This is a genomic window from Pseudomonas sp. SK2, assembly GCF_016772395.1.
Taxonomy (GTDB): domain Bacteria; phylum Pseudomonadota; class Gammaproteobacteria; order Pseudomonadales; family Pseudomonadaceae; genus Aquipseudomonas; species Aquipseudomonas taiwanensis.
In genome coordinates, this window is record NZ_CP061944.1 from 5,081,463 (window position 1) to 5,100,286 (window position 18,824).

Consider the following 18,824-nt stretch of genomic DNA (forward strand, 5'->3'; position numbering starts at 1 on the left):
TAAGCGACGGAATTAATTTAAAATTTTTTCAAAAAGTCGTTGACGGACGGTCTGGAAATCTATTTAATGCACCTCGTCGCCCAGATAGCTCAGTCGGTAGAGCAGAGGATTGAAAATCCTCGTGTCGGCGGTTCGACTCCGTCTCTGGGCACCACCTTCAAGCTTCTGGTGGTTGCAAAGTTACCCGAAGCGACAACAAGAAACCCGCCTAGTGCGGGTTTTTTGTTGTCTGGGATTTTCTCCGAGAAAGGCAGCGCTTGTTGTACGCGCCTGATGCAGTGCGCTCGCCAAGCTGGCAGTAAGCCTTGATCAGTATCAAGTCGCCAGCAATTGCTCATCCCTACACTGCGGTTCCACCCTCCGAGTCGACCCGCAAGGACCTCCATGAGCGAAGAATCCCCCCTCCTCCTTCCCGCCCCCAGCGAATCCGCCCCAAGCGCCAAACCGACACCTCGCCCCCGCCGGCCACGCCAGCGCAAGCCCGAACCCACCATTACCCGTGTCAGCCAGCAGCCCGCCGCGCTTGAGGTGGCGACGGCCCCCAAGGGCAGCAACGAGGACAGCACTTCAGCGCGCCTGCCGGCCACCTACCCGTACCGCACCCGCCTGCGCCGCCAGGACTATGAGAAGGCCAAGCACGCGCTGCAAATCGAGTTGCTGAAGGTACAAAGCTGGGTGAAGGAAACCGGCCAGCGCGTGGTGATCCTGTTCGAGGGTCGGGACGCGGCAGGCAAGGGCGGCACCATCAAGCGCTTCATGGAGCACCTCAACCCACGGGGTGCCCGGATCGTCGCACTGGAGAAGCCTTCGGAACAGGAAAAGGGCCAGTGGTACTTCCAGCGTTACATCCAGCACCTGCCCACGGCAGGCGAAATGGTGTTCTTCGACCGCTCCTGGTACAACCGCGCCGGGGTCGAGAAGGTCATGGATTTCTGCACACCGCTGCAATACCTGGAGTTCATGCGCCAGGCGCCCGACCTTGAACGCATGCTGTGCAACAGCGGCATCCTGCTGTTCAAGTACTGGTTCTCGGTAAACCGCGAGGAACAGCTACGCCGCTTCATCTCACGCCGCGACGACCCGCTCAAGCACTGGAAGCTGTCGCCGATCGACATCAAGTCGCTGGACAAGTGGGAGGACTACACCGCCGCCAAGGAGGCGATGTTCTTCCATACCGACACAGCCGATGCGCCATGGACGGTGATCAAGTCCGACGACAAGAAACGCGCACGCATCAACTGCATCCGCCATTTCCTGCATTCACTGGATTACCCCGGCAAGGACCACAGCGTCGCGCACGCCCCAGATCCCTTGCTGGTGGGCAAAGCCTCCAAGGGGTTCGAAGAGGATGAGCCGGCTCAGTTGAATACCTAGGGGGTCTGCGTTTCAATACGCGCAATTTCCGGACATACCCAAGGATTCGCCCCATGGCCTCCAATACCAAGCAACAGAAACGCGCCAAACGCGCCGCCACCAAGGCCAAGCAGAACCGCATGGTGCGCAGCGGCCAGGCCGTGAAGGCCAGCGCCGGTGACAGCGCCAGCATCGAACAGGTGTTCAACAAGGCCATGGAGTCGGACAGCTACAAGGAGCTGTTCGCCAAGATGAAGGTGGCGCAGGAAACCAGCCTGGTGGCGATGATCTCGGTGTTCCTGGTCGACCCGCTGCTGGCATTGGTGCTCAAGGGCCACAAGGAAGAGCACGCCACCGACTACATCGTGCTGGTGTTCAACGCCTACCGCACCTGGCTCGATGGCGCCGACGAAGACACCACCATGGCCTGGCTGGAGAGCGACGAGTTCCAGGAGGCGTACATCGCCGCTTCCGAGCTGGTGGCCAAGCAGCAACAGCAGCAGAAGCAGTTTGGTTGAGACCGAGCGGCGCATCGCGAGCAAGGCTCGCTCCTACAGTAACGCCGATGATAGACGTAGGAGCGAGCCTTGCTCGCGATGCGCCCAATAAAAAGGCCGCGCCCTTCACAGGACGCGGCCTTTTCATTTCAAGCAGCCCGGATCAGTTATCCAGCGCCACTCGCCCAGCCGCTTCGCGCTTGCGGTGCACCAGCAAACCAGCCGCCACCACACCAATGCTCAACAGTGCAGTCGCGAGGATCTCGACACGGTGATCCTCACGCAGCCCCATCACCACCAGAATGGCGATGATGAACGCGATGGTCGCCCAGGTCAGCCCAGGGAACAGCCACATCTTGAAGGAGATCTTCTCGCCGCGGGCTTCACGCTGGCTGCGCATGCGCAGTTGCGACACGGCGATCACCAGGTACACCAGCAACGCGATGGCGCCCGAGCTGGCCAGCAGGAATTCGAACACCTGGGCCGGCGCGACGAAGTTGGCGAACACGCAAAGGAACGCTGCGGCGGTAGACAGCAGCACCGCCCAGTGCGGGGTGCCGGCCTTGGTGGTGCGCTGCGCTACGGCAGGTGCATCCCCACGCTTGCTCAGCGAGAACAGCATGCGCGACGAGGTGTACAGCGCCGAGTTCAGGCAACTGGTCACCGCGATCAGCACGACGATGTCGACGATCAGCTTGGCGTTCGGCACGCCGATGCGGCTCAGCACGGTCTGGTAAGAGCCCAGTTCAGCCAACGCTGGATCGTTCCACGGTACCAGGGCCACGACCAGGAAGATCGACACCAGGTAGAACAGGCAGATACGCCAGATGACCGAGTTGGTGGCACGGCTGATCTGCTTGCCTGGGTCTTTCGACTCGGCAGCGGCGATAGTGACGATTTCGGTACCCATGAAGGAGAACATGGTAGTCAGCATCGCTGCGAGCACGGCGCCCAGGCCGTTAGGCATGAAGCCCTGGGTGTCGAACAGGTGGCTGGCACCGCTGACCTGGCTGCTCGGTACCATGCCGAACAGGGCCGCGCAGCCCACGACGATGAAGCCGATGATCGCCAGCACCTTGAGCAGGGCGAACCAGAACTCGAACTCGCCATAGTTCTTGACGCTGCACAGGTTGGTCAGGGTCAGCGCCAGGGTAATGACCAGCGAGAAGGCCCACAGGTCCACAGCCGGGAACCAGGCATGCAGGATTGCCGCAGCGGCGTTGGCTTCCAGTGGAATGACCAGCACCCAGAACCACCAGTACAGCCAACCGATGGTGAAACCGGCCCAGCGGCCAATGGCGCGGTCGGCGTATGTCGAGAAAGAACCCGTGTCAGGCGAGGCGACGGCCATTTCGCCCAACATGCGCATCACCAGCACCACCAGGGTACCGGCAGCGGCATAAGCCAGCAGCACGGCCGGGCCGGCTGCAGCGATGGCATGGCCGGAGCCCACGAACAAACCGGCGCCGATCACGCCAGCAATGGACAGCATGGTCACATGCCGTTGTTTGAGCCCCTGAGCGAGGTCATTGGAATTGTGCTTACCGCTCATAAAACTACCTTTGTAAGGAGTGGACCACCCGATTGCTGTAACGAAGCGCGCCCGGGGTTGATTTAGGCGTCGCTGCAATCGGCGGTTTCCCTAGGGCAATAAGCGGGCCAGGTACACCAGGCATTCGTCCGATCGTCCGTTGCACCCGTATAGAACGCGGGTTGCAGGCCCTTCGGCCAGCCAATGGCCGAAAGGCCGCCAAATTTCCATACGACTTCTGGATTACTGAAATACCCACTTACAAATGCACCAGAGGTGCTCCTCGGTAACACCTGTGCACAAAAATGCGGCAGGCAAAAGCGCAACCGGAAGGCGCAACCGCACCGAGACACAACTGGCGGCAAAGCGCCACCCGGCCAAAAACGGCTTTTCAGGGCTGTCCAAAGCTGGCACCATCGCGCCTTTTTTCATCAAGGCTCCGGTGCTGGACAAAACCTATGCGGACATCTGCGCGACGTTGCACTGCAACGATGCGACAAACCGCCCCGCCAGCACCCCAAGCCCCCTGCAACCCGGTTGGCCGCCATATTGCCGCTATGCTAGCGTGGCGCTCGCCAGGAAGGCCGCCAACAGCTGGGAACGCACCCGTACACATGAGGACCGCACATGGCTCAGGCCACGCCCGCGCTGGAAATCCGCAATCTGCATAAACGCTACGGCGATCAGGAAATTCTCAAGGGCATTTCGCTGACCGCCCGCGACGGTGACGTGATCTCCATCCTGGGGTCGTCCGGTTCCGGCAAGTCCACGCTGCTGCGCTGCATCAACCTGCTGGAGAACCCGCACCAGGGTGAAATCCTGGTCGCCGGTGAGTCGCTCAAGCTCAAGGCTGCCAAGAATGGCGACCTGATCGCCGCCGACAATCGCCAGATCAACCGCCTGCGCAGCGAAATCGGCTTTGTCTTCCAGAATTTCAACCTGTGGCCGCACATGTCGATCCTCGACAACATCATCGAGGCGCCGCGCCGCGTGCTTGGCCAGAGCAAGGCCGAAGCCATCGAATCCGCCGAAGCGCTGCTGAACAAGGTCGGCATCTACGACAAGCGTCACAGCTACCCCGCCCAGCTTTCCGGTGGCCAGCAACAACGCGCGGCCATCGCCCGCACGCTGGCCATGAAGCCCAAAGTCATCCTGTTCGACGAGCCGACCTCGGCGCTCGATCCGGAAATGGTCCAGGAAGTGCTTAACGTTATCCGCGCATTGGCCGAAGAAGGCCGTACCATGCTGCTGGTGACGCACGAGATGAACTTTGCCCGCCAGGTGTCCAGTGAAGTCGTCTTCCTGCACCAGGGCCTGGTCGAAGAGCAAGGATCGCCGCAGCAGGTCTTCGAGAACCCGACCTCGGCGCGTTGCAAGCAATTCATGTCCAGCCACCGCTAACGGAGCAATACATGCAGACCTACAAGAAGTTCCTACTGGCAGCTGCTGCCACCCTGGTGATGTCGGCAAACGCCATGGCCGCGGAAAAACTGCGCATGGGTATCGAAGCGGCCTACCCACCCTTCAACAACAAGGATGCCAGCGGTAACGTGGTTGGCTTCGACAAAGACATCGGCGACGCCCTGTGCGCCAAGATGAAAGTCGAGTGCTCGGTCGTCACTTCCGACTGGGACGGCATCATCCCGGCCCTGAACGCCAAGAAGTTCGACTTCCTGGTGTCTTCGCTGTCGATCACCGACGAGCGCAAGCAGGCCGTTGACTTCACCGACCCGTACTACTCCAACAAACTGCAGTTCATCGCGCCGAAGAACGTCGACTTCAAGACCGACAAGGCCTCGCTCAAGGGCAAGGTGATCGGTACCCAGCGCGCTACCCTGGCCGGCACCTGGCTGGAAGACAACTACGGCGACGCTGTTGAAATCAAGCTGTACGACACCCAGGAAAACGCCTACCTGGACCTGGTCTCCGGCCGCATCGACGGCATCCTGGCCGACAAGTACGTGCAGTACGAGTGGCTCAAAAGCAAAGACGGCTCGAACTTCGAGTTCAAGGGCGAGCCTGTGATGGACAGCGACAAGATCGGCATCGCCGTGCGCAAGGGTGACCCACTGCGCGAGAAGCTGAACAAAGCCCTGGCTGAAATCAAGGCCGACGGAACGTACAAGAAGATCAACGACAAGTACTTCCCATTCAGCATCGAATGATCCGCCCCGACCGGCGCGCCCCTGCGGCGCGCCAGTCCCTAGAACGCACCTGCCAATGAATATCGACCTGCACGGATTCGGTCCGGCCATGGCGGCCGGCACCCTGATGACCGTAAAACTGGCGCTCTGCGCATTGCTGCTGGGGCTGGTCCTCGGTCTGCTCGGCGCACTGGCCAAGACTTCCTCGGCCAAGCCACTGCAATGGCTTGGCGGCACCTACTCGACCCTGGTTCGCGGCGTACCGGAACTGCTTTGGGTCCTGCTGATTTACTTCGGCACCGTCGGCCTGATGAACAGCCTCGGCGAAGCCCTGAACCTGCCCGGCCTTGAACTCAGCGCCTTCGCCGCCGGCGTGATCGCCCTGGGCCTGTGCTTCGGCGCCTATGCCACGGAAGTGTTCCGCGGCGCCATCCTGGCCATCCCCAAGGGCCACCGTGAGGCCGGCCTGGCGCTGGGCCTTTCGAAAGGGCGCATCCTCTCGCGGATCATCCTGCCGCAGATGTGGCGTATCGCCCTGCCTGGCCTTGGCAACCTGTTCATGATCCTGATGAAGGACACCGCGCTGGTGTCGGTGATCGGCCTTGAAGAGATCATGCGCCATGCGCAAATCGGCGTGACCGTGACCAAGGAGCCCTTCACCTTCTACATGGTCGCGGCCTGCATCTACCTGAGCCTGACCATCGTCGCCATGACCGGCATGCACTTCCTGGAAAAACGCGCCGCTCGCGGCTTTGCGAGGGCCGAATAATGAATTGGGAAGTGATCATCAAGTGGCTGCCACGCCTGGCTCAAGGCGCCACCCTGACCCTGGAGCTGGTCGCCATCGCGGTCGTCGCCGGGCTGATCCTGGCCATCCCGCTGGGCATCGCCCGCTCGTCGCGGCATTGGTACGTGCGCGCCCTGCCCTACGGCTACATCTTCTTCTTCCGTGGTACGCCGCTGCTGGTGCAGTTGTTCCTGGTCTACTACGGCCTGGCTCAGTTCGACCTGGTGCGCTCCAGCAGCCTGTGGCCGTACCTGCGCGATCCGTTCTGGTGCACGGTGCTGACCATGACCCTGCACACCGCCGCCTACATCGCCGAGATTCTGCGCGGTGCATTGCAGGCCATCCCCAAGGGCGAGATCGAAGCGGCACGGGCGCTGGGCATGTCTCGCGGCAAGACGCTGTTCTACATCATGCTGCCGCGCGCGGCCCGCATCGGCCTGCCGGCCTACAGCAACGAAGTGATCCTGATGCTCAAGGCCAGCGCCCTGGCCAGTACGGTGACCTTGCTGGAACTGACCGGTATGGCCCGCACCATCATCGCCCGAACCTACCTGCCGGTGGAGATCTTCTTCGCGGCCGGGGTGTTCTACCTGGTCATCTCGTTCGTGCTGGTGCAGGGCTTCAAAGTGCTCGAACGCTGGTTGCGCGTCGACGCCTGCCAAGGCCGCTGACCCCCGTCGCCGGCTCCTGCAGGAGCCGGCTTGCCAGCGATACCCCTTCCAATCAACCCGCTCCCCGACCCCATGCGCCCCGTCCTCCACAGCCACCACTTAAGCGACCGCTTCCAGGCCCTCGACCAGTTCCTGATCGAGCATCAACAGCTGTGGAAACCAAGGCCATTCACCCGCCTTCGCCTGGATTGGGAAGCCCAATACCCCGAACTCGCCGCCCATCTGCGCCAAGGCTCGCTGGCCGACGCCGAAGCCGAGCAAGCCCCCGACTTGCTGCCCTCGCCGTTCCCCCAGCTGGCCCAACGGGCCGCTGAGCTGTCGGCCCTCGGCGACCTTCCGGACGTCAGCGCCTCCTTCGCCAACCACCGCCTGGAGGTCAACGTTCCCGGTCGCAAATGGCAGCAGATAGACGCCTTCAGCCGCCGCCTGGGCTTTCGCGAGCAACCGCGTCACTGGCTGGATTGGTGTTCCGGCAAGGGCCACCTGGGGCGCAGGCTGTTGCAGCCGGGCCAGCAGCTGACCTGCCTGGAGTACGACGCCGAGCTGGTGGCCGCCGGCCAGGCGCTGAGCGATCACCACCGTCTGCCAGCCACCCACGTGCAGCAGGACGTGATGGCCGCCGACAGTGCCCGCCACCTGGGCCCAGACACCAGCGCCGTGGCCTTGCACGCCTGCGGCGACCTGCATGTGCGCCTGCTGCAATCGGCCAGCCAGGCAGGTTGCCGCCACCTGGCGGTCGCCCCTTGCTGCTACAACCGGATCCGTACCCCGCAGTACCAGGCGTTATCCACAGCGGCGCAGCGTTCAGCGCTGACACTGTCCGTGGATGACCTGGCGTTGCCCTTGTGCGAAGCCGTCACTGCCAGCGCCCGCGTGCGCCGCCAACGTGACGCCTCGATGGCGCGCCGCCTGGGCTTCGACCTGCTGCAGCGCCAGCAGCGGCAATGCGACGATTACCTGCCCACCCCGTCGCTGCCAACCGCATGGCTGGACAAGACCTTCGAGCAATACTGCCGCGACCTCGCAGCGCTCAAGCAGCTGCCCCTGCACGGCACACCGGACTGGCAAGCCCTGGAGGCCGCTGGCTGGCAGCGCCTGGCGCAGGTGCGCAACCTCGAACGGCTACGCAACCTGTTCCGCCGACCGTTGGAGCTTTGGCTGGTACTGGACCGTGCGCTGTATCTGCAAGCGCACGGTTACACCGTGCAACTGGGATTGTTCTGCGACTATCCACTGACTCCGCGCAACCTTCTGTTGCTGGCAGAACGCGACCGTTAGCCGCAGAAAAACCTGTGGATAACTCTGTGAACAAGCTTGTGATGAATCGTTGGATCCAAGCGCTATTTGAGGCTCACGGCTTATTCCAGCCAGCCACTGAAGCCAGTAAAAACAGGCATTTGCGCAAAGACCAATGGTAATGAAAACCGGCACGCGTTTCGCTCGGCCCCCCGCTGCCGATTGTGCATAAGCATAAGCCACTCCATTGAGCTCCATCCCCAAACCCACCTTGTGGGAGCGGCTTTGCGTCGCGAAAAGGATGCAAAGCGACCCCAATGACCCTGAAGTGTCATCGCCACTCCGGGCCACCTTTCACAAGAGCCTCCCTCAGTTCATCTTGTTCCTGGCAATCTCGACATCATTCATCAATGCCTTCGCCAAGGCGCTCAGGTAATCGGCTGCACCGAGCAGCTTGTGGTCATCCTCGGCATCGCCTTCGCGCACAAGATGCGTGATGTAGCCCAGCAGCACCGACACCTGATCGTAGGCATAGTCCACCGGGATGCCCGCGACCACGCGCAGCAGATCCACCGGAGGGTTACCCACTTCGATCAACGTTGCCACGCCAGCGGTGACGGCGGTTTTAGGTTGGTCGCTCATCGCTTTCAGTCCTCTTGCTTTGTGGTGCTGATGCGGGCCAGTGCATGTTCGGCCAATGCCCGGGCAGATTCGGCGGCATGCGCGGCGGTGCTCAGCATGTTCAGGCCTGGTTCACCGGCATGGAGTCGGCAGTGTTCGTCGATGGTTTCGGCCACGCCGCGCATGAGTTCGCTGGCGTGAGCGAGGGCGTCGGGTGGGGTGATGCCGCTGTGGATAGAGAAGAATGGGAAATCGAGGATGCGACGGGGTGGGTCGGGGACAATCTTTTTCATGGCGCTTTCCTGGGTTCGAGATCAGGTAGCTGGCCACTTGACCTTCTCACGGGTGAGGGTGGCAGCTGTACGCGGGGTGAGAAACCGAGCGAATCCAGGAAGTCCCGGCCAGACCGAGGTCTGCCCGCGCACAACTGCCATAAACGGTGGTGCCGTTTGGATTCGAATTCGGGTTCTCACACCCGGTCGCTAGGCGACCCGAAAACGTTATCCATGAGGCATTTCCCTGCCAACAGAGAAGGTTCGGCAAGTCGCGTAGGATAGTTCCGAAGTGGGCCGCTTCTGAAGCATTTGGTTTCAGGTTCAGAAATGCCCTACAGAAGAGCAAAGAATCAGGAGGCTCCACCGCCCTACTCTGCGGGCGTGCGGCGCAATCCCGAACCGATGCACCGCCTTGCGAGCCAACGGTGTATCATCCGCCCCCCAAATCATTAAAAAGCGACGTCGCATGCTGCCCGCCAGCCTCGCGACCTTCTGGCGTTGCGCCAGAACCGACAGTGGACAAACGGACTTAGACATCGTGAACCGAGCCAAACTTCTCGCCCTGCTGGCTTCCGCCCTGACCCTGAGCGCCTGCGCTAGCAGCGCCCCGACGCACCATCACGGCAACTTGGACTGGAACACCCCAGGCATGCAACTGGGCGGCGACAACGGCCTGCCGCTGCGCGGCGAAACCCCATGCCGCAAGCGCGGCTGCGACAACCACAAGCTGTTCTTCAACCCCGGCAAGACCGAGCCCAGCGTCAATACCATCCACCGCGGCTGGTAAGAAAATTCTCCTTTTAGGCCGGTGACTTAGCTCATTTGCGCTGAATCGAAAGGAAGTGGTTTACAGGCGCCAACCGATCGTTATAATGACGCCCCATTGCCGGTATAGCTCAGATGGTAGAGCAACTGACTTGTAATCAGTAGGTCCCGGGTTCGATTCCTGGTGCCGGCACCATCTAAATCAAGCACTTACAGCCGTTCCGGCTGGAGTGAACGCGCCACAACGTAACAAGGCGCGTAACAAGACCAACGCACGTATACGCGTGCGCGCCCCTACGCGATAAGGCTCCGGCCAAAGGTATAGGGGGGGTCTGAAAAAAGAGTAACATCAGTAATCTTGACCGTTTGACGCTCGCAAGCCTCTGATTTTTCAGGGCTTTTCTGAAACGGCAGGAAGTAATCTTTAAGTAACCTTGAAGTAATCTGATTACTCTTTGAAAAGGTGATTTTCGACCTTTCTAAAAGCCTTATAAATCAGGCGCTTAGCAAAAAATTACCTTTTTTATTACTCCTCTGTTACTCCCTTTTGTAATCCTGAAAGCCCCAAAAGACGCGGCCTCCAGCACTGCCACAGCGCCGGATTACTGAAATTACTCTTTTCCAGCAGCCCCCCCTGCCCTTGTTACGCAGAAGTCCCTCAGCGGCAACGTGATAAGCCCTCTGCGCGCAGGGATTCGCAGGGATGGCCACCCCCTTCATCACCTCACTAAGCCCCCGTACTGGGCCGGCTCGCGGTGGTCGCAGGGGTGCCGAAAAAACGACACATTTAGCCCGGGGGCGTGGCGGGGGGACGAGCGCGCGCGCCGGGTGCTATCTGGGGTGGCCCCGGCGGCCGGCTGAGGCTATCGTTTGGCGCGCGGCATGAGGCCGCCTCAAGGAGAAGAGAGATGCGTCGAGACCCTGAACTGATCCGGCTGCTGCTGCTCAAGCTGGAGTCGCTGGAAAAGCCGGCAACCGCCATAGCTACCGTGGGCTATCGAGAGAACCTTGCCATCGAGGGATACACGGACGACCAGGTCTACTACCACGTCGATCAGATACTGATGAGCGGCTGGGTGGATATGGCTGGCGGGCGTGGGATGAATCCAAGCGGACACTTCTCTTTCAGAGCATTGACTCCGGCCGGGCATGATTTCGTCGATTCAGTCAGAGACGACGCAATTTGGAAACTGACCAAAGATGGTGTGAGTGCCGCTGGTGGCTTCACCCTGGAAATGCTGGCGGCCCTGGGGAAAGGCTTCCTGCGCAAACAAGTCGAGAAGCTCACCGACATTTCTCTCGGATAGAAAAAAGCCGCCTCGAGGGCGGCTTCCTGGTGGTGCTGGTGGGCTACCAGTTGAAGTAGATCAGCTCGTTGGCCTGCTTCCCGCCCTGGCCGCCAACCATGTGGCGGAGCGGCACCTCCTTGAGGCGCAGGTCGGAGAACACCTCGCGGATCTGCGGATGGTCGTTGATCGAGATAACCATGCGCCCTTTCACCGACTTGGCCAGCTCAGCCATGGCCTGGTACTGCTCGAAGGTAAACAGGCCCGGGTCATAACCGGCGGTCTTCCAGTAGGGCGGGTCGAGGTAGAACAGCGTGTGCTCCCGGTCGTACCGGCGCACGCACTCCTTCCAGTCCAAGTGCTCGATGGTGGTACGGGCCAGGCGCAGGTGCGCCTCGCTGAGCTTCTCCTCGATCCGCAACAGGTTCAGCTTGGGCGCCGCCGTGGTCGCGGTACCGAAGGTGCGCCCGGTCGGCTTGCCGCCGAAGCAGAGCTGCTGCAGGTAGAAGAAGCGGGCGGCCCGCTGAATATCCGTCAGCGTGGGTGTGACCTGCATGTTGGCCCACTCGAACATCTTGCGGCTCACCAGCGACCAGCGGAACTGGCGGACGAACTCCTCCAGGTGGTGGGCGACCACCCGGTACAGGTTCACCACCTCCCCGTCGAAGTCGTTGATAACCTCCACGTGGCTGGGCTCCTTCATGAAGAAGAGCGCCGCGCCACCGCAGAACGGCTCGACGTAGCACTCGTGGTCAGGGAACTCCGGGAGGATGTGTTTAGCCATGCGGCGCTTGCCGCCCATCCAGGGAAAAATCGGTTGCGACATAAGTGATCCTTGTCTCTGTTTTCGGATTCGCTTAGGCTCTGCACCCCCTGCGCAGTGGGGCGAGGCCTCGGTTGGATCACCCGGCTAGCTCGAGTGGTTCGACGTCGGGCAGGTGTTCCACCACCTACCCGTCGCCTCGTTTACTGCGCAGGGGATTTCACCCCTGCGCCGGTACCTCATACGGCTGGAAGCGCACCACCTCCTCCCCCAGCCAATCGTTGATCTGCCGCAAGCGGGCCTGCTCAGGCTCCAGCTCGTTGACCGCCCACACCTGGGCCGCCTCGCGGATCGAACCGAAGCCCCCCGCGTTCTGCGGTACCACGCCCATCAACTGGGGCGGGATGCGCAGCATCGCCAGCTGGTCGTCGCGGCTGATGTTCTTGATCGCGCCGAAGTCGTCCTTCGCCGCCACCTCACTGATCGGGATCAGCTGCAGGCCGTCCTTCTTGCCGTTCGGTGCGTACATGAACAGGTTGCGGAAGTTGCCCGGCCCCTTGCTGTTTTTCATCGCGTTGCGCAGGTCGGTGACGAAGTCCTCGTTCTGCGCCGCGTCGGTCATGTACAGGATGAAGCCGGCATGGCTGCCGTTCTGGTAATACTTGCGGCGGAACAGCGTGGCGCTCTCGTTGAGCAGCGCGCTCTGCAGGGCGGGCAGCCATTCCGGCAGGCCGTAGACCTCCTGGTTGATATCCGCCACCCGCAGGTGGCAGATGCTGCCGGCCTTGAACTCGTGCTCGTCCTTCCAGCCGCGCGCCTGGTAGTAGGTCTGCAGGTCGGTACCGCGCCGCATGTACTTCGCCAGGCAGGGCTGCAGGCCGATCGCCTGGCGCAGCATGTTGTCGCGCTTCTCCAGGTACAGGTTGCCCGACCAGCCCCAGTCCATGACGATCTGCTCGAAGGCCGCCCGGCTGAGCAGCCGGTGGGGGATGAAGGTGCGGGCCAGCGCATTGCGCTTGAAGATCAGGCCCGACTGGAGGTAGACGCTCGCCTTTGACGACTTCGACAGCCCGTCCAGCGAGACCGGCGGCTCGTACCAGCGCCCGTTGGCCCAGCACTCCAGGTAGTCCAGGATCTCGCGGCCATCGAGCACCGGCATCGGGTCGCCGAACGTGAAGGCCATCGACTGCCCGCCCTCGCCCTTGACCAGCACCTCGCCCTCACGCACCTGGTCAGTGGTGGCCACCTGCGGGGGGCGGTTGCGACGTTTGCTCATCAGTAAATCTCCATGATGCCGGTGTTCTGGGCGGTCTGGCCCTCCAGCGGCTCGTTGTGCAATGCGTGGAAAAGCGCCCAGGCCAGGTCGGCATGGCCGGTGTGTTCGTTGCGCCCAGCGGTATAGGTGAACTGGCGCCCGCCCGGCGTAACCGTCTTACGGATGGCCATCAGTGACGACGCCAGGTCAGTCCAGCCGGCGTCGAACTCCAGCCGGCCCTTGCTGATCACGTCCCAGGCCTTCATCACCAGGCGCGTCTTCACCTCCGGGCTGTAGGAGAAGGTCTTCAAGCCCGGGAAGAACTGGCGCACCAGCTGCGCCACCGCGCTGCCCAGCCCGGTGGTGTCGATGCCGATGTAGGTCACCCAGTAGCGGCGCGTCACCTGGCGGATCGTCTCAGCCTGGGCGTTGAAGTCCATGCCGCGGAACTGGTGCCGCTCCAGGACGCGAAACTTGCCGCCCGGTACCAGCGGCGGCGCCACCACGATCAGGCCAGCGGAATCGCCCGACTCGGCCGGGTCATAGCCCACCCACACCTGCCGATCGGCAAACGGTCGCATGGCCATCGGCTGGTAGTCAGTCCACACCGACCAGCTGTCCACCATGCACGGCTGCAGCAGGTTGAGCGGGAAGATGCTCGCCCCGTCGTCGACGAACTGGCACATCAGCAGGTTCTGGAAGGCCGCCGCGTCGTATTCCAGGCGCAGCTCGTCGATATCGAACAGGTCGCAGCCACGCTCCTCGGCGTCCAGGATGGTGACGATCTGCCGCCAAATCCTGTCATCGCACAGCCGGCCCTGCTGCAGCGCGTCGTGGCTCACGTCCAGCTTGAGGTGCTTGGCCGCCGGCTTGCCCTTGTTGAAGCGCTCGCCCGTCCAGAACGAATAGGCCTCGTGCGCCATCGAGCTGGGCGTCGAGAAGTAGGTGCGGCGGTACTGCTTCTGCATGGCCATGCCGCTGGCCACCTTGTTCAGCTCGTTGAACTTGAACGTCCAGAAGAACTCGTCGAAGTAGAAGTTGCCGTGGTAGCCCTGGGCGGTGCGTGCGTTGGTGCCCAGGAAGTGCATCTCGGCGCCGTTCGGCAGAATGATCGGGTCGCCGGTGAGCTCCACCCCGACCGTGTCGCGGGCGAAGGCCTGGATATACGCCTTGAAGATATGCGCCTGCGCCTTGCTGGCCGACAGGAAGATCTGGTTGCGCCCGGTGGTCAGCGCGTCGATCAGCGCCTCGCGAGCGAAGTAGAACGTCGCACCGATCTGGCGGCTCTTGAGGATGGCGCGCGTGCGCTGGTTGCCCGCCCGGTACCAGTCCTTCTGATAGTCGAAGCAGCCATCGAGAAACGCCTCCACCAGTTTCTCGACCATCTCCTCTGGGATGTCGTTGCGCTTGGGTTTACGCTTTTCCCCGGCGTTGCGCTTGGCCAGCTCCGGGTTGAGGTCGGTCTCGGTACCGCCGTCCTGGTAGCGCTGGATGCGGGCCTGCCGCTCCATTTGCCGGTGGAGCAGGTCGATTTCCTTGTAGTCCGAACCGCTCTTCGGGTCTTTGAGGATCAGCTGCACCAGGCGCGCCTCGGTGGCGGCCTGGATGCGCTCCAGCGGCGTGGCCCGGTCCCACTCGTCGCGGGCCTTCCAGCTGTGCAGCGTCTTCTCCTTCTCGCCGAGCAGCTCGGCAATCTCGCAGACGCGGTAGCCCTGCCAATACAGGTGCTTGGCGTGGCGGCGGTGATCGGTGGGGAGTTCGACGATAGCGTTCATGGCGCAGATGCTGCCGTTCGCGCGCGCGCGTCCCTACCAGCGCGCCCTGTAGCGCCGCGCGCTACACCATGACCGCGTTGCTGCGCACCCTCCAGGTGCCGACCATGCCCTCAACGAAAGGCCCACAGCCCCGGATTGAGGACAAGCCCCATGGCCGCAAGCAACCCCACCGCCAAGAAGTACCGCAGTAAGTTCTTCCGCGTCGCCGTTGAAGGCGCCACCACCGACGGCCGCACCATCGAACGTCAATGGCTGGTGGACGCTGCCGAAACTTACAACCCCAACACTTACGGCGCCCGCGTCTGGCTGGAGCACTTTCGTAGCCTGCTGCCGGATGGTCCGTTCAAGGCCTACGGCGACGTTGTCGCCCTGAAAACCGAAGAAGTCGAAATCGCCGGCAAGAAGAAGCTGGCCCTGTTTGCCCAGATCGAGCCGACCGCCGACCTGATCGCCCTAAACAAGGCCCGCCAGAAGATTTTCACCAGCATCGAGATCCGCCCGAAGTTCGCCGACACCGGTCGCGCGTATCTGGACGGCATCGCCGTCACCGATACCCCGGCCAGCCTGGGCACCGAGATGCTCACCTTCAGCGCCCAGCATCCCGACGCCAACCCACTCAAGGCGCGCAAAAATGACCCGGAGAACCTGTTCTCCGAGGCCGTCGAAGTCGCCCTCGAATTCGAGGAAGTCACCGAGCCCGAGAGCAAGACCGATGGTCTGTTCAAACGCGTGCTCGATGCCCTCGGCAAGAGCAAGGACAAAGCCGTCAAGGACGACGCCCAGTTCTCCGAGCTGACCGAAGCCGTCGAGGCCCTGGCCTCGCACGCCCAGGAGCAGGGCGAAGCCTTCGCCGCAGAACAGAAGGCCCGCCAGGAGCTGAGCACCAAGGTCGACAAGCTCGAAACCGATCTGGCCGACCTAGTCAAGCGCCTCAGCGAAACCGTGGACCACAGCCAGCAGCAGCGCCCGGCCGCCACAGGCGGCGACGGCAAAGCACTGGCCAAGTTCTGACCCATCACCAGCGCCCACTCGGAGCACACCATGCGTAAAGAAACCCGAATCGCCTACAACGGCTACCTGGCACAGGTGGCCAAGCTGAACGGCGTCGACAGCGCCGCCGTCAAGTTCAACGTCGAGCCCAGCGTGCAGCAGAACCTGGAAACCGCCATCCAGGAGGCCACGACCCTGCTCGGCCGCATCAACGTCATCGGCGTGATGGAACAGTCCGGCGAGGCCCTGCTGCTGGGCGTCAACGGCCCCATCGCCAGCCGCACCGATACCGCCGGCGGCAACCGCCGCAACCCTGGCGAGCACCATGCCCTGGCCAAGGACAGCTACACCTGCAAGCAGACCAACTTCGATAGCGCCTTCCGCTATGCGCTGCTCGATGCTTGGGCCAAGTTCCCGGACTTCCAGACCCGTCTCACCGCGGCCATCGCCCAACGCCAGGGTCTGGACCGAATCATGATCGGGTGGAACGGCACATCGGCGGCGGCTGCGACCAACCCGGCCACCTACCCGCTGCGCCAAGACGTCAACATCGGCTGGCTACAAAAGATCCGCACCGGTGCGCCTGATCGGGTCCTGGATGAAGTGGTTGAGGCCTCTGGCAAGGTCACCATCGGCGCCAAGAAGATCATCAAGGTCGCTGGCGTAGACACCGAGGTCAAGGGCGACTACGAGAGCCTCGACGGCCTGGTCTTCGACGCCGTTCAGATGCTGGAGCCGTGGCACCGCAACCACCCCGACCTGGTCGTCATCGTCTCGCGCAACCTGATGCACGAGAAGCTGCTGGCCGCGGTAGAGAAGGGCGCCACCTCCAACCAGGAAGAGAACGCCGCCCAGGAGATCGTCACCCGCGCCCGCCTGGGTGGCCTGCCGGTCGTCGACGCGCCTTACTTCCCGGACGGCACCGTGCTGGTCACCACCCTCAGCAACCTGTCCATCTACTGGCAGGAAGGCGCTCGCCGCCGCCATCTCAAGGACGAGCCGGAGTACGACCGTATCGCCGACTACCAGTCCTCCAACGACGCCTACGTCGTGGAAGACCTCGGCCTGGTCGCCCTGGTCGAGAACATCCAGCCCTTCGTCTACCCGGCCGCGAGCTGATAGGTGATTCATGAGCCTTACCCATGCCCAAACTAACCAGCTGCGCAAACGCGCAGCCCAGGAGGCGGCAGCCGCCGCCCCTGCCGCGCTCATGGAGGGCGCCACCACCTACGAGGTGATGCTGGCCAAGCTGCAGCAGGACCAGTTCCGCCTCAAGCAGGTGCAGTCCACGGAAGGCAAGGCGAAGCTCAAGGCCGAGCTGCTGCCGGAGTATGTCCCCTACATCGAGGGCGTGCTCTCGGCAGGCCAGGGCGCCCAGGACGACGTGCTGGTCACTGTCATGGTCTGGCGTTTCGACGCCAGCGACTTCGACGGCGGCCTGCAGATCGCTGAGTACGTCCTGCGCTATCAGTTGGTGATGCCGGATCGCTTCAACCGCACCACCGGCTGCCTGGTAGCCGAGGAAGTCGCCACCGCGGCACTCAACGCACAGAAGGCCGGCAGCCCCTTCCCGCTGGGAACCCTCAACCGTACCGCAAAACTCACTGCCAACCAGGACATGCCCGACGAAGCCCGCGCCAAACTGGTGCTCGCCCAAGGTCGCGCCCAGTTGGCCCAGCTCAACTACGACGCCGAAGCGCTCAGCTCTACCGAACAGTCCTGGTTGCAGTGCGGCATCGACCTAATCAAGCGCGCCATCCAGCTGCACAGCAGCTGCGGCGGCAAGAAAGACCTGGAGCGCGCCGAGCGTCTCCTCAAAAAACACGCTGGCCCCGCCAGCTAACCGAGCGGTCCCCCGCAACCCCGGCGGCTCGGGGCTGATCAGCAGGTTTTTCTCCTTGGCCTCGCTGTGAAGCCCCGACCACCGCCGACCCATACGAGAGGTATGCATGAGCGGATTCATAGCTGGCGGCGACACTAGCGCCGCTTACCCGATCAGCAATGCGGACTTCTGGCCGGACATCGACGGCCATCAACTGCGCGCCGCCATGCGTGTCGACTCCAGCGTCACCGACGACCGCCTCGAAGTGGCCACCGTCAACGCCATGATCGAGGCCAACCGCGAGCTTGCCACCTACCGCGCCGCCCGCCAGGCCGAAGGCCACGCCACCCTGGCGGACGTGCCGGCCGAGCAGATCAAGGGCGAAAGCCAGTGGCTGCACCTCTACCGCCGCGTCATCTACTGCGGCGCCCTGGCCGAGCTGATCGAGCGCTACAACAGCTTCGACGCCACCAACAGCGGCGGGCAGAAGGTCACAGAGGAAGAGAGCAGCCCGGACCAGCTGCGCCGCGACGCCCGCAATGCCCTGCGCACCATCCTCGGCATCAGCCACGCCACCGTGGAGCTGCTCTGATGAACAAGCCCAAGGTCATCGACTGGAGCGAAATTTCCCAGCTCGGTCTGCTGGAGCGGATCAACCGCGAAATCATGCACCCACTGGGGTTCGCCGTTTGCCGTGAAGTCGAAACCGGCCGATCCCCTGGCGCCCTCGTCTCCGAGGACGGCACCTGGGTTTGTCCCGACCAAGTCGAACAACAGGGGCGCAACTGATGGCCACTGTCATCGCCGCCCAGGGCGACACCGTCGACAGCATCTGCTGGCACTACTACGGCCGCACTGCGGGCGTCACCGAGGCCGTCCTCGACGCCAACCCAGGCCTCGCTGACCTTGGCCCGATCATCCCTCACGGCACCACCGTCGTCCTGCCGGATGCCGCCCCTCAACCCGAACAGCGCCAAGTGGTGAACCTATGGGACTGAACCAAGACAAGGCTGTCGTCCAGCTCGTCCTGTACGAAGTGGTCCAGCGCATGAA

The 18,824-nt window shown here is 62.6% G+C and carries 21 protein-coding genes and 2 tRNA genes; 17 read left to right on the forward strand and 6 right to left on the reverse strand.

Translation table 11 applies throughout. The features are described 5' to 3' along the window. Nucleotides 1-78: 78 nt before the first annotated feature. From IF103_RS22955 to IF103_RS22965, 3 genes are all read left to right on the forward strand, one after another. Nucleotides 79-154 (forward strand) — tRNA-Phe (locus IF103_RS22955). Nucleotides 155-384: 230 nt separating this feature from the next. Then, nucleotides 385-1,374, forward strand: a complete 990-nt coding sequence (gene ppk2 / locus IF103_RS22960) for a polyphosphate kinase 2 (RefSeq protein ID WP_023382802.1) — start codon at nucleotides 385-387, stop codon at nucleotides 1,372-1,374. A gap of 53 nt (nucleotides 1,375-1,427) precedes the next feature. Further along, a complete protein-coding gene (locus IF103_RS22965; protein WP_023382803.1) occupies nucleotides 1,428-1,871 on the forward strand; it encodes a hypothetical protein in 444 nt (147 codons plus the stop codon). A gap of 142 nt (nucleotides 1,872-2,013) precedes the next feature. Here the strand turns inward: IF103_RS22965 and gabP are convergent, their stop codons facing one another. Beyond that, nucleotides 2,014-3,402: a GABA permease gene (gene gabP, locus IF103_RS22970; protein ID WP_023382804.1), complete on the reverse strand. Its 1,389-nt coding sequence runs from the start codon at nucleotides 3,400-3,402 to the stop codon at nucleotides 2,014-2,016. A 606-nt stretch (nucleotides 3,403-4,008) separates the two neighbouring features. On the opposite strand from gabP, the gene IF103_RS22975 reads away from it, so the two are divergent. From IF103_RS22975 to IF103_RS22995, 5 genes are all read left to right on the forward strand, one after another. Continuing rightward, nucleotides 4,009-4,782: an ABC transporter ATP-binding protein gene (locus IF103_RS22975; protein ID WP_023382806.1), complete on the forward strand. Its 774-nt coding sequence runs from the start codon at nucleotides 4,009-4,011 to the stop codon at nucleotides 4,780-4,782. A gap of 11 nt (nucleotides 4,783-4,793) precedes the next feature. Then, nucleotides 4,794-5,546: an ABC transporter substrate-binding protein gene (locus IF103_RS22980; protein ID WP_023382807.1), complete on the forward strand. Its 753-nt coding sequence runs from the start codon at nucleotides 4,794-4,796 to the stop codon at nucleotides 5,544-5,546. 55 nt (nucleotides 5,547-5,601) lie between these two features. Continuing rightward, nucleotides 5,602-6,294 (forward strand): ABC transporter permease, encoded by a 693-nt coding sequence (locus IF103_RS22985; protein ID WP_023382808.1) that lies wholly within the window; start codon nucleotides 5,602-5,604, stop codon nucleotides 6,292-6,294. Further along, entirely contained in the window at nucleotides 6,294-6,983 is a 690-nt protein-coding gene (locus IF103_RS22990) for an ABC transporter permease (RefSeq protein WP_023382809.1), read from the forward strand. Before IF103_RS22985 ends, IF103_RS22990 begins: the two co-directional genes overlap by 1 nt. A 72-nt stretch (nucleotides 6,984-7,055) precedes the next feature. After that, a complete protein-coding gene (locus IF103_RS22995; RefSeq protein WP_023382810.1) occupies nucleotides 7,056-8,261 on the forward strand; it encodes a methyltransferase in 1,206 nt (401 codons plus the stop codon). Nucleotides 8,262-8,588: 327 nt separating this feature from the next. On the opposite strand, the gene IF103_RS23000 is transcribed toward IF103_RS22995, so the two are convergent. Together IF103_RS23000 and IF103_RS23005 are read right to left on the reverse strand one after the other, a co-directional pair. Then, nucleotides 8,589-8,861 carry a DUF3077 domain-containing protein gene (locus IF103_RS23000; RefSeq protein WP_023382811.1) on the reverse strand — a complete coding sequence of 91 codons (273 nt, stop codon included), beginning with the start codon at nucleotides 8,859-8,861 and terminating at the stop codon, nucleotides 8,589-8,591. Nucleotides 8,862-8,866: 5 nt separating this feature from the next. Beyond that, nucleotides 8,867-9,133 (reverse strand): hypothetical protein, encoded by a 267-nt coding sequence (locus IF103_RS23005; RefSeq protein WP_023382812.1) that lies wholly within the window; start codon nucleotides 9,131-9,133, stop codon nucleotides 8,867-8,869. A 520-nt stretch (nucleotides 9,134-9,653) separates the two neighbouring features. Between IF103_RS23005 and IF103_RS23010 the strand changes: the two genes are divergently transcribed. The 3 genes from IF103_RS23010 to IF103_RS23020 all read left to right on the forward strand — a co-directional run bounded on the left by IF103_RS23010 (nucleotide 9,654) and on the right by IF103_RS23020 (nucleotide 11,187). Continuing rightward, nucleotides 9,654-9,902 carry a hypothetical protein gene (locus tag IF103_RS23010; protein WP_027907601.1) on the forward strand — a complete coding sequence of 83 codons (249 nt, stop codon included), beginning with the start codon at nucleotides 9,654-9,656 and terminating at the stop codon, nucleotides 9,900-9,902. A gap of 98 nt (nucleotides 9,903-10,000) precedes the next feature. Next, nucleotides 10,001-10,076, forward strand: a tRNA-Thr gene (locus tag IF103_RS23015). Nucleotides 10,077-10,788: 712 nt separating this feature from the next. Then, nucleotides 10,789-11,187: a DUF2513 domain-containing protein gene (locus IF103_RS23020; RefSeq protein ID WP_202675693.1), complete on the forward strand. Its 399-nt coding sequence runs from the start codon at nucleotides 10,789-10,791 to the stop codon at nucleotides 11,185-11,187. A gap of 43 nt (nucleotides 11,188-11,230) precedes the next feature. Here the strand turns inward: IF103_RS23020 and IF103_RS23025 are convergent, their stop codons facing one another. The 3 genes from IF103_RS23025 to IF103_RS23035 all read right to left on the reverse strand — a co-directional run bounded on the left by IF103_RS23025 (nucleotide 11,231) and on the right by IF103_RS23035 (nucleotide 14,959). Continuing rightward, on the reverse strand, nucleotides 11,231-11,992 hold the full coding sequence (locus tag IF103_RS23025) for a DNA adenine methylase (RefSeq protein WP_202675694.1): 762 nt from the start codon (nucleotides 11,990-11,992) through the stop codon (nucleotides 11,231-11,233). Nucleotides 11,993-12,149: 157 nt separating this feature from the next. Beyond that, nucleotides 12,150-13,205 carry a phage portal protein gene (locus IF103_RS23030; protein WP_202675695.1) on the reverse strand — a complete coding sequence of 352 codons (1,056 nt, stop codon included), beginning with the start codon at nucleotides 13,203-13,205 and terminating at the stop codon, nucleotides 12,150-12,152. Next, on the reverse strand, nucleotides 13,205-14,959 hold the full coding sequence (locus tag IF103_RS23035; protein WP_202675696.1) for a terminase ATPase subunit family protein: 1,755 nt from the start codon (nucleotides 14,957-14,959) through the stop codon (nucleotides 13,205-13,207). The genes IF103_RS23030 and IF103_RS23035 overlap by 1 nt, the downstream gene beginning before the upstream one ends. A 150-nt stretch (nucleotides 14,960-15,109) precedes the next feature. Here IF103_RS23035 and IF103_RS23040 point away from each other — a divergent pair, with 150 nt between their 5' ends. From IF103_RS23040 to IF103_RS23065, 6 genes are all read left to right on the forward strand, one after another. Beyond that, entirely contained in the window at nucleotides 15,110-15,970 is an 861-nt protein-coding gene (locus tag IF103_RS23040; protein ID WP_202675697.1) for a GPO family capsid scaffolding protein, read from the forward strand. 30 nt (nucleotides 15,971-16,000) lie between these two features. Continuing rightward, nucleotides 16,001-17,068 carry a phage major capsid protein, P2 family gene (locus IF103_RS23045; RefSeq protein WP_202675698.1) on the forward strand — a complete coding sequence of 356 codons (1,068 nt, stop codon included), beginning with the start codon at nucleotides 16,001-16,003 and terminating at the stop codon, nucleotides 17,066-17,068. A gap of 10 nt (nucleotides 17,069-17,078) precedes the next feature. After that, nucleotides 17,079-17,792, forward strand: a complete 714-nt coding sequence (gpM, locus tag IF103_RS23050; protein ID WP_202675699.1) for a phage terminase small subunit — start codon at nucleotides 17,079-17,081, stop codon at nucleotides 17,790-17,792. Between the two features lie 106 nt (nucleotides 17,793-17,898). Next, on the forward strand, nucleotides 17,899-18,363 hold the full coding sequence (locus tag IF103_RS23055) for a head completion/stabilization protein (protein WP_202675700.1): 465 nt from the start codon (nucleotides 17,899-17,901) through the stop codon (nucleotides 18,361-18,363). Beyond that, nucleotides 18,363-18,560 (forward strand): DUF7415 domain-containing protein, encoded by a 198-nt coding sequence (locus tag IF103_RS23060; RefSeq protein ID WP_202675701.1) that lies wholly within the window; start codon nucleotides 18,363-18,365, stop codon nucleotides 18,558-18,560. Before IF103_RS23055 ends, IF103_RS23060 begins: the two co-directional genes overlap by 1 nt. Further along, entirely contained in the window at nucleotides 18,560-18,769 is a 210-nt protein-coding gene (locus tag IF103_RS23065; RefSeq protein ID WP_202675702.1) for a tail protein X, read from the forward strand. The genes IF103_RS23060 and IF103_RS23065 overlap by 1 nt, the downstream gene beginning before the upstream one ends. The last annotated feature ends 55 nt before the right edge of the window (nucleotides 18,770-18,824 follow it).

Excerpts from the sequence above, each read along its gene's own strand:
- IF103_RS23000 (WP_023382811.1), bottom strand. The coding sequence starts at position 8,861 with ATGAGCGACCAACCTAAAACCGCCGTCACCGCTGGCGTGGCAACGTTG.
- IF103_RS23040 (WP_202675697.1), top strand. The coding sequence starts at position 15,110 with ATGGCCGCAAGCAACCCCACCGCCAAGAAGTACCGCAGTAAGTTCTTC.
- gabP (WP_023382804.1), bottom strand. The coding sequence starts at position 3,402 with ATGAGCGGTAAGCACAATTCCAATGACCTCGCTCAGGGGCTCAAACAA.
- IF103_RS22990 (WP_023382809.1), top strand. The coding sequence starts at position 6,294 with ATGAATTGGGAAGTGATCATCAAGTGGCTGCCACGCCTGGCTCAAGGC.
- IF103_RS22980 (WP_023382807.1), top strand. The coding sequence starts at position 4,794 with ATGCAGACCTACAAGAAGTTCCTACTGGCAGCTGCTGCCACCCTGGTG.
- gpM (WP_202675699.1), top strand. The coding sequence starts at position 17,079 with ATGAGCCTTACCCATGCCCAAACTAACCAGCTGCGCAAACGCGCAGCC.
- IF103_RS22995 (WP_023382810.1), top strand. The coding sequence starts at position 7,056 with ATGCGCCCCGTCCTCCACAGCCACCACTTAAGCGACCGCTTCCAGGCC.
- IF103_RS22965 (WP_023382803.1), top strand. The coding sequence starts at position 1,428 with ATGGCCTCCAATACCAAGCAACAGAAACGCGCCAAACGCGCCGCCACC.
- IF103_RS22985 (WP_023382808.1), top strand. The coding sequence starts at position 5,602 with ATGAATATCGACCTGCACGGATTCGGTCCGGCCATGGCGGCCGGCACC.
- IF103_RS23065 (WP_202675702.1), top strand. The coding sequence starts at position 18,560 with ATGGCCACTGTCATCGCCGCCCAGGGCGACACCGTCGACAGCATCTGC.
- IF103_RS23030 (WP_202675695.1), bottom strand. The coding sequence starts at position 13,205 with ATGAGCAAACGTCGCAACCGCCCCCCGCAGGTGGCCACCACTGACCAG.
- IF103_RS22975 (WP_023382806.1), top strand. The coding sequence starts at position 4,009 with ATGGCTCAGGCCACGCCCGCGCTGGAAATCCGCAATCTGCATAAACGC.
- IF103_RS23020 (WP_202675693.1), top strand. The coding sequence starts at position 10,789 with ATGCGTCGAGACCCTGAACTGATCCGGCTGCTGCTGCTCAAGCTGGAG.
- IF103_RS23055 (WP_202675700.1), top strand. The coding sequence starts at position 17,899 with ATGAGCGGATTCATAGCTGGCGGCGACACTAGCGCCGCTTACCCGATC.
- IF103_RS23060 (WP_202675701.1), top strand. The coding sequence starts at position 18,363 with ATGAACAAGCCCAAGGTCATCGACTGGAGCGAAATTTCCCAGCTCGGT.
- IF103_RS23005 (WP_023382812.1), bottom strand. The coding sequence starts at position 9,133 with ATGAAAAAGATTGTCCCCGACCCACCCCGTCGCATCCTCGATTTCCCA.
- IF103_RS23025 (WP_202675694.1), bottom strand. The coding sequence starts at position 11,992 with ATGTCGCAACCGATTTTTCCCTGGATGGGCGGCAAGCGCCGCATGGCT.
- IF103_RS23045 (WP_202675698.1), top strand. The coding sequence starts at position 16,001 with ATGCGTAAAGAAACCCGAATCGCCTACAACGGCTACCTGGCACAGGTG.
- IF103_RS23035 (WP_202675696.1), bottom strand. The coding sequence starts at position 14,959 with ATGAACGCTATCGTCGAACTCCCCACCGATCACCGCCGCCACGCCAAG.
- ppk2 (WP_023382802.1), top strand. The coding sequence starts at position 385 with ATGAGCGAAGAATCCCCCCTCCTCCTTCCCGCCCCCAGCGAATCCGCC.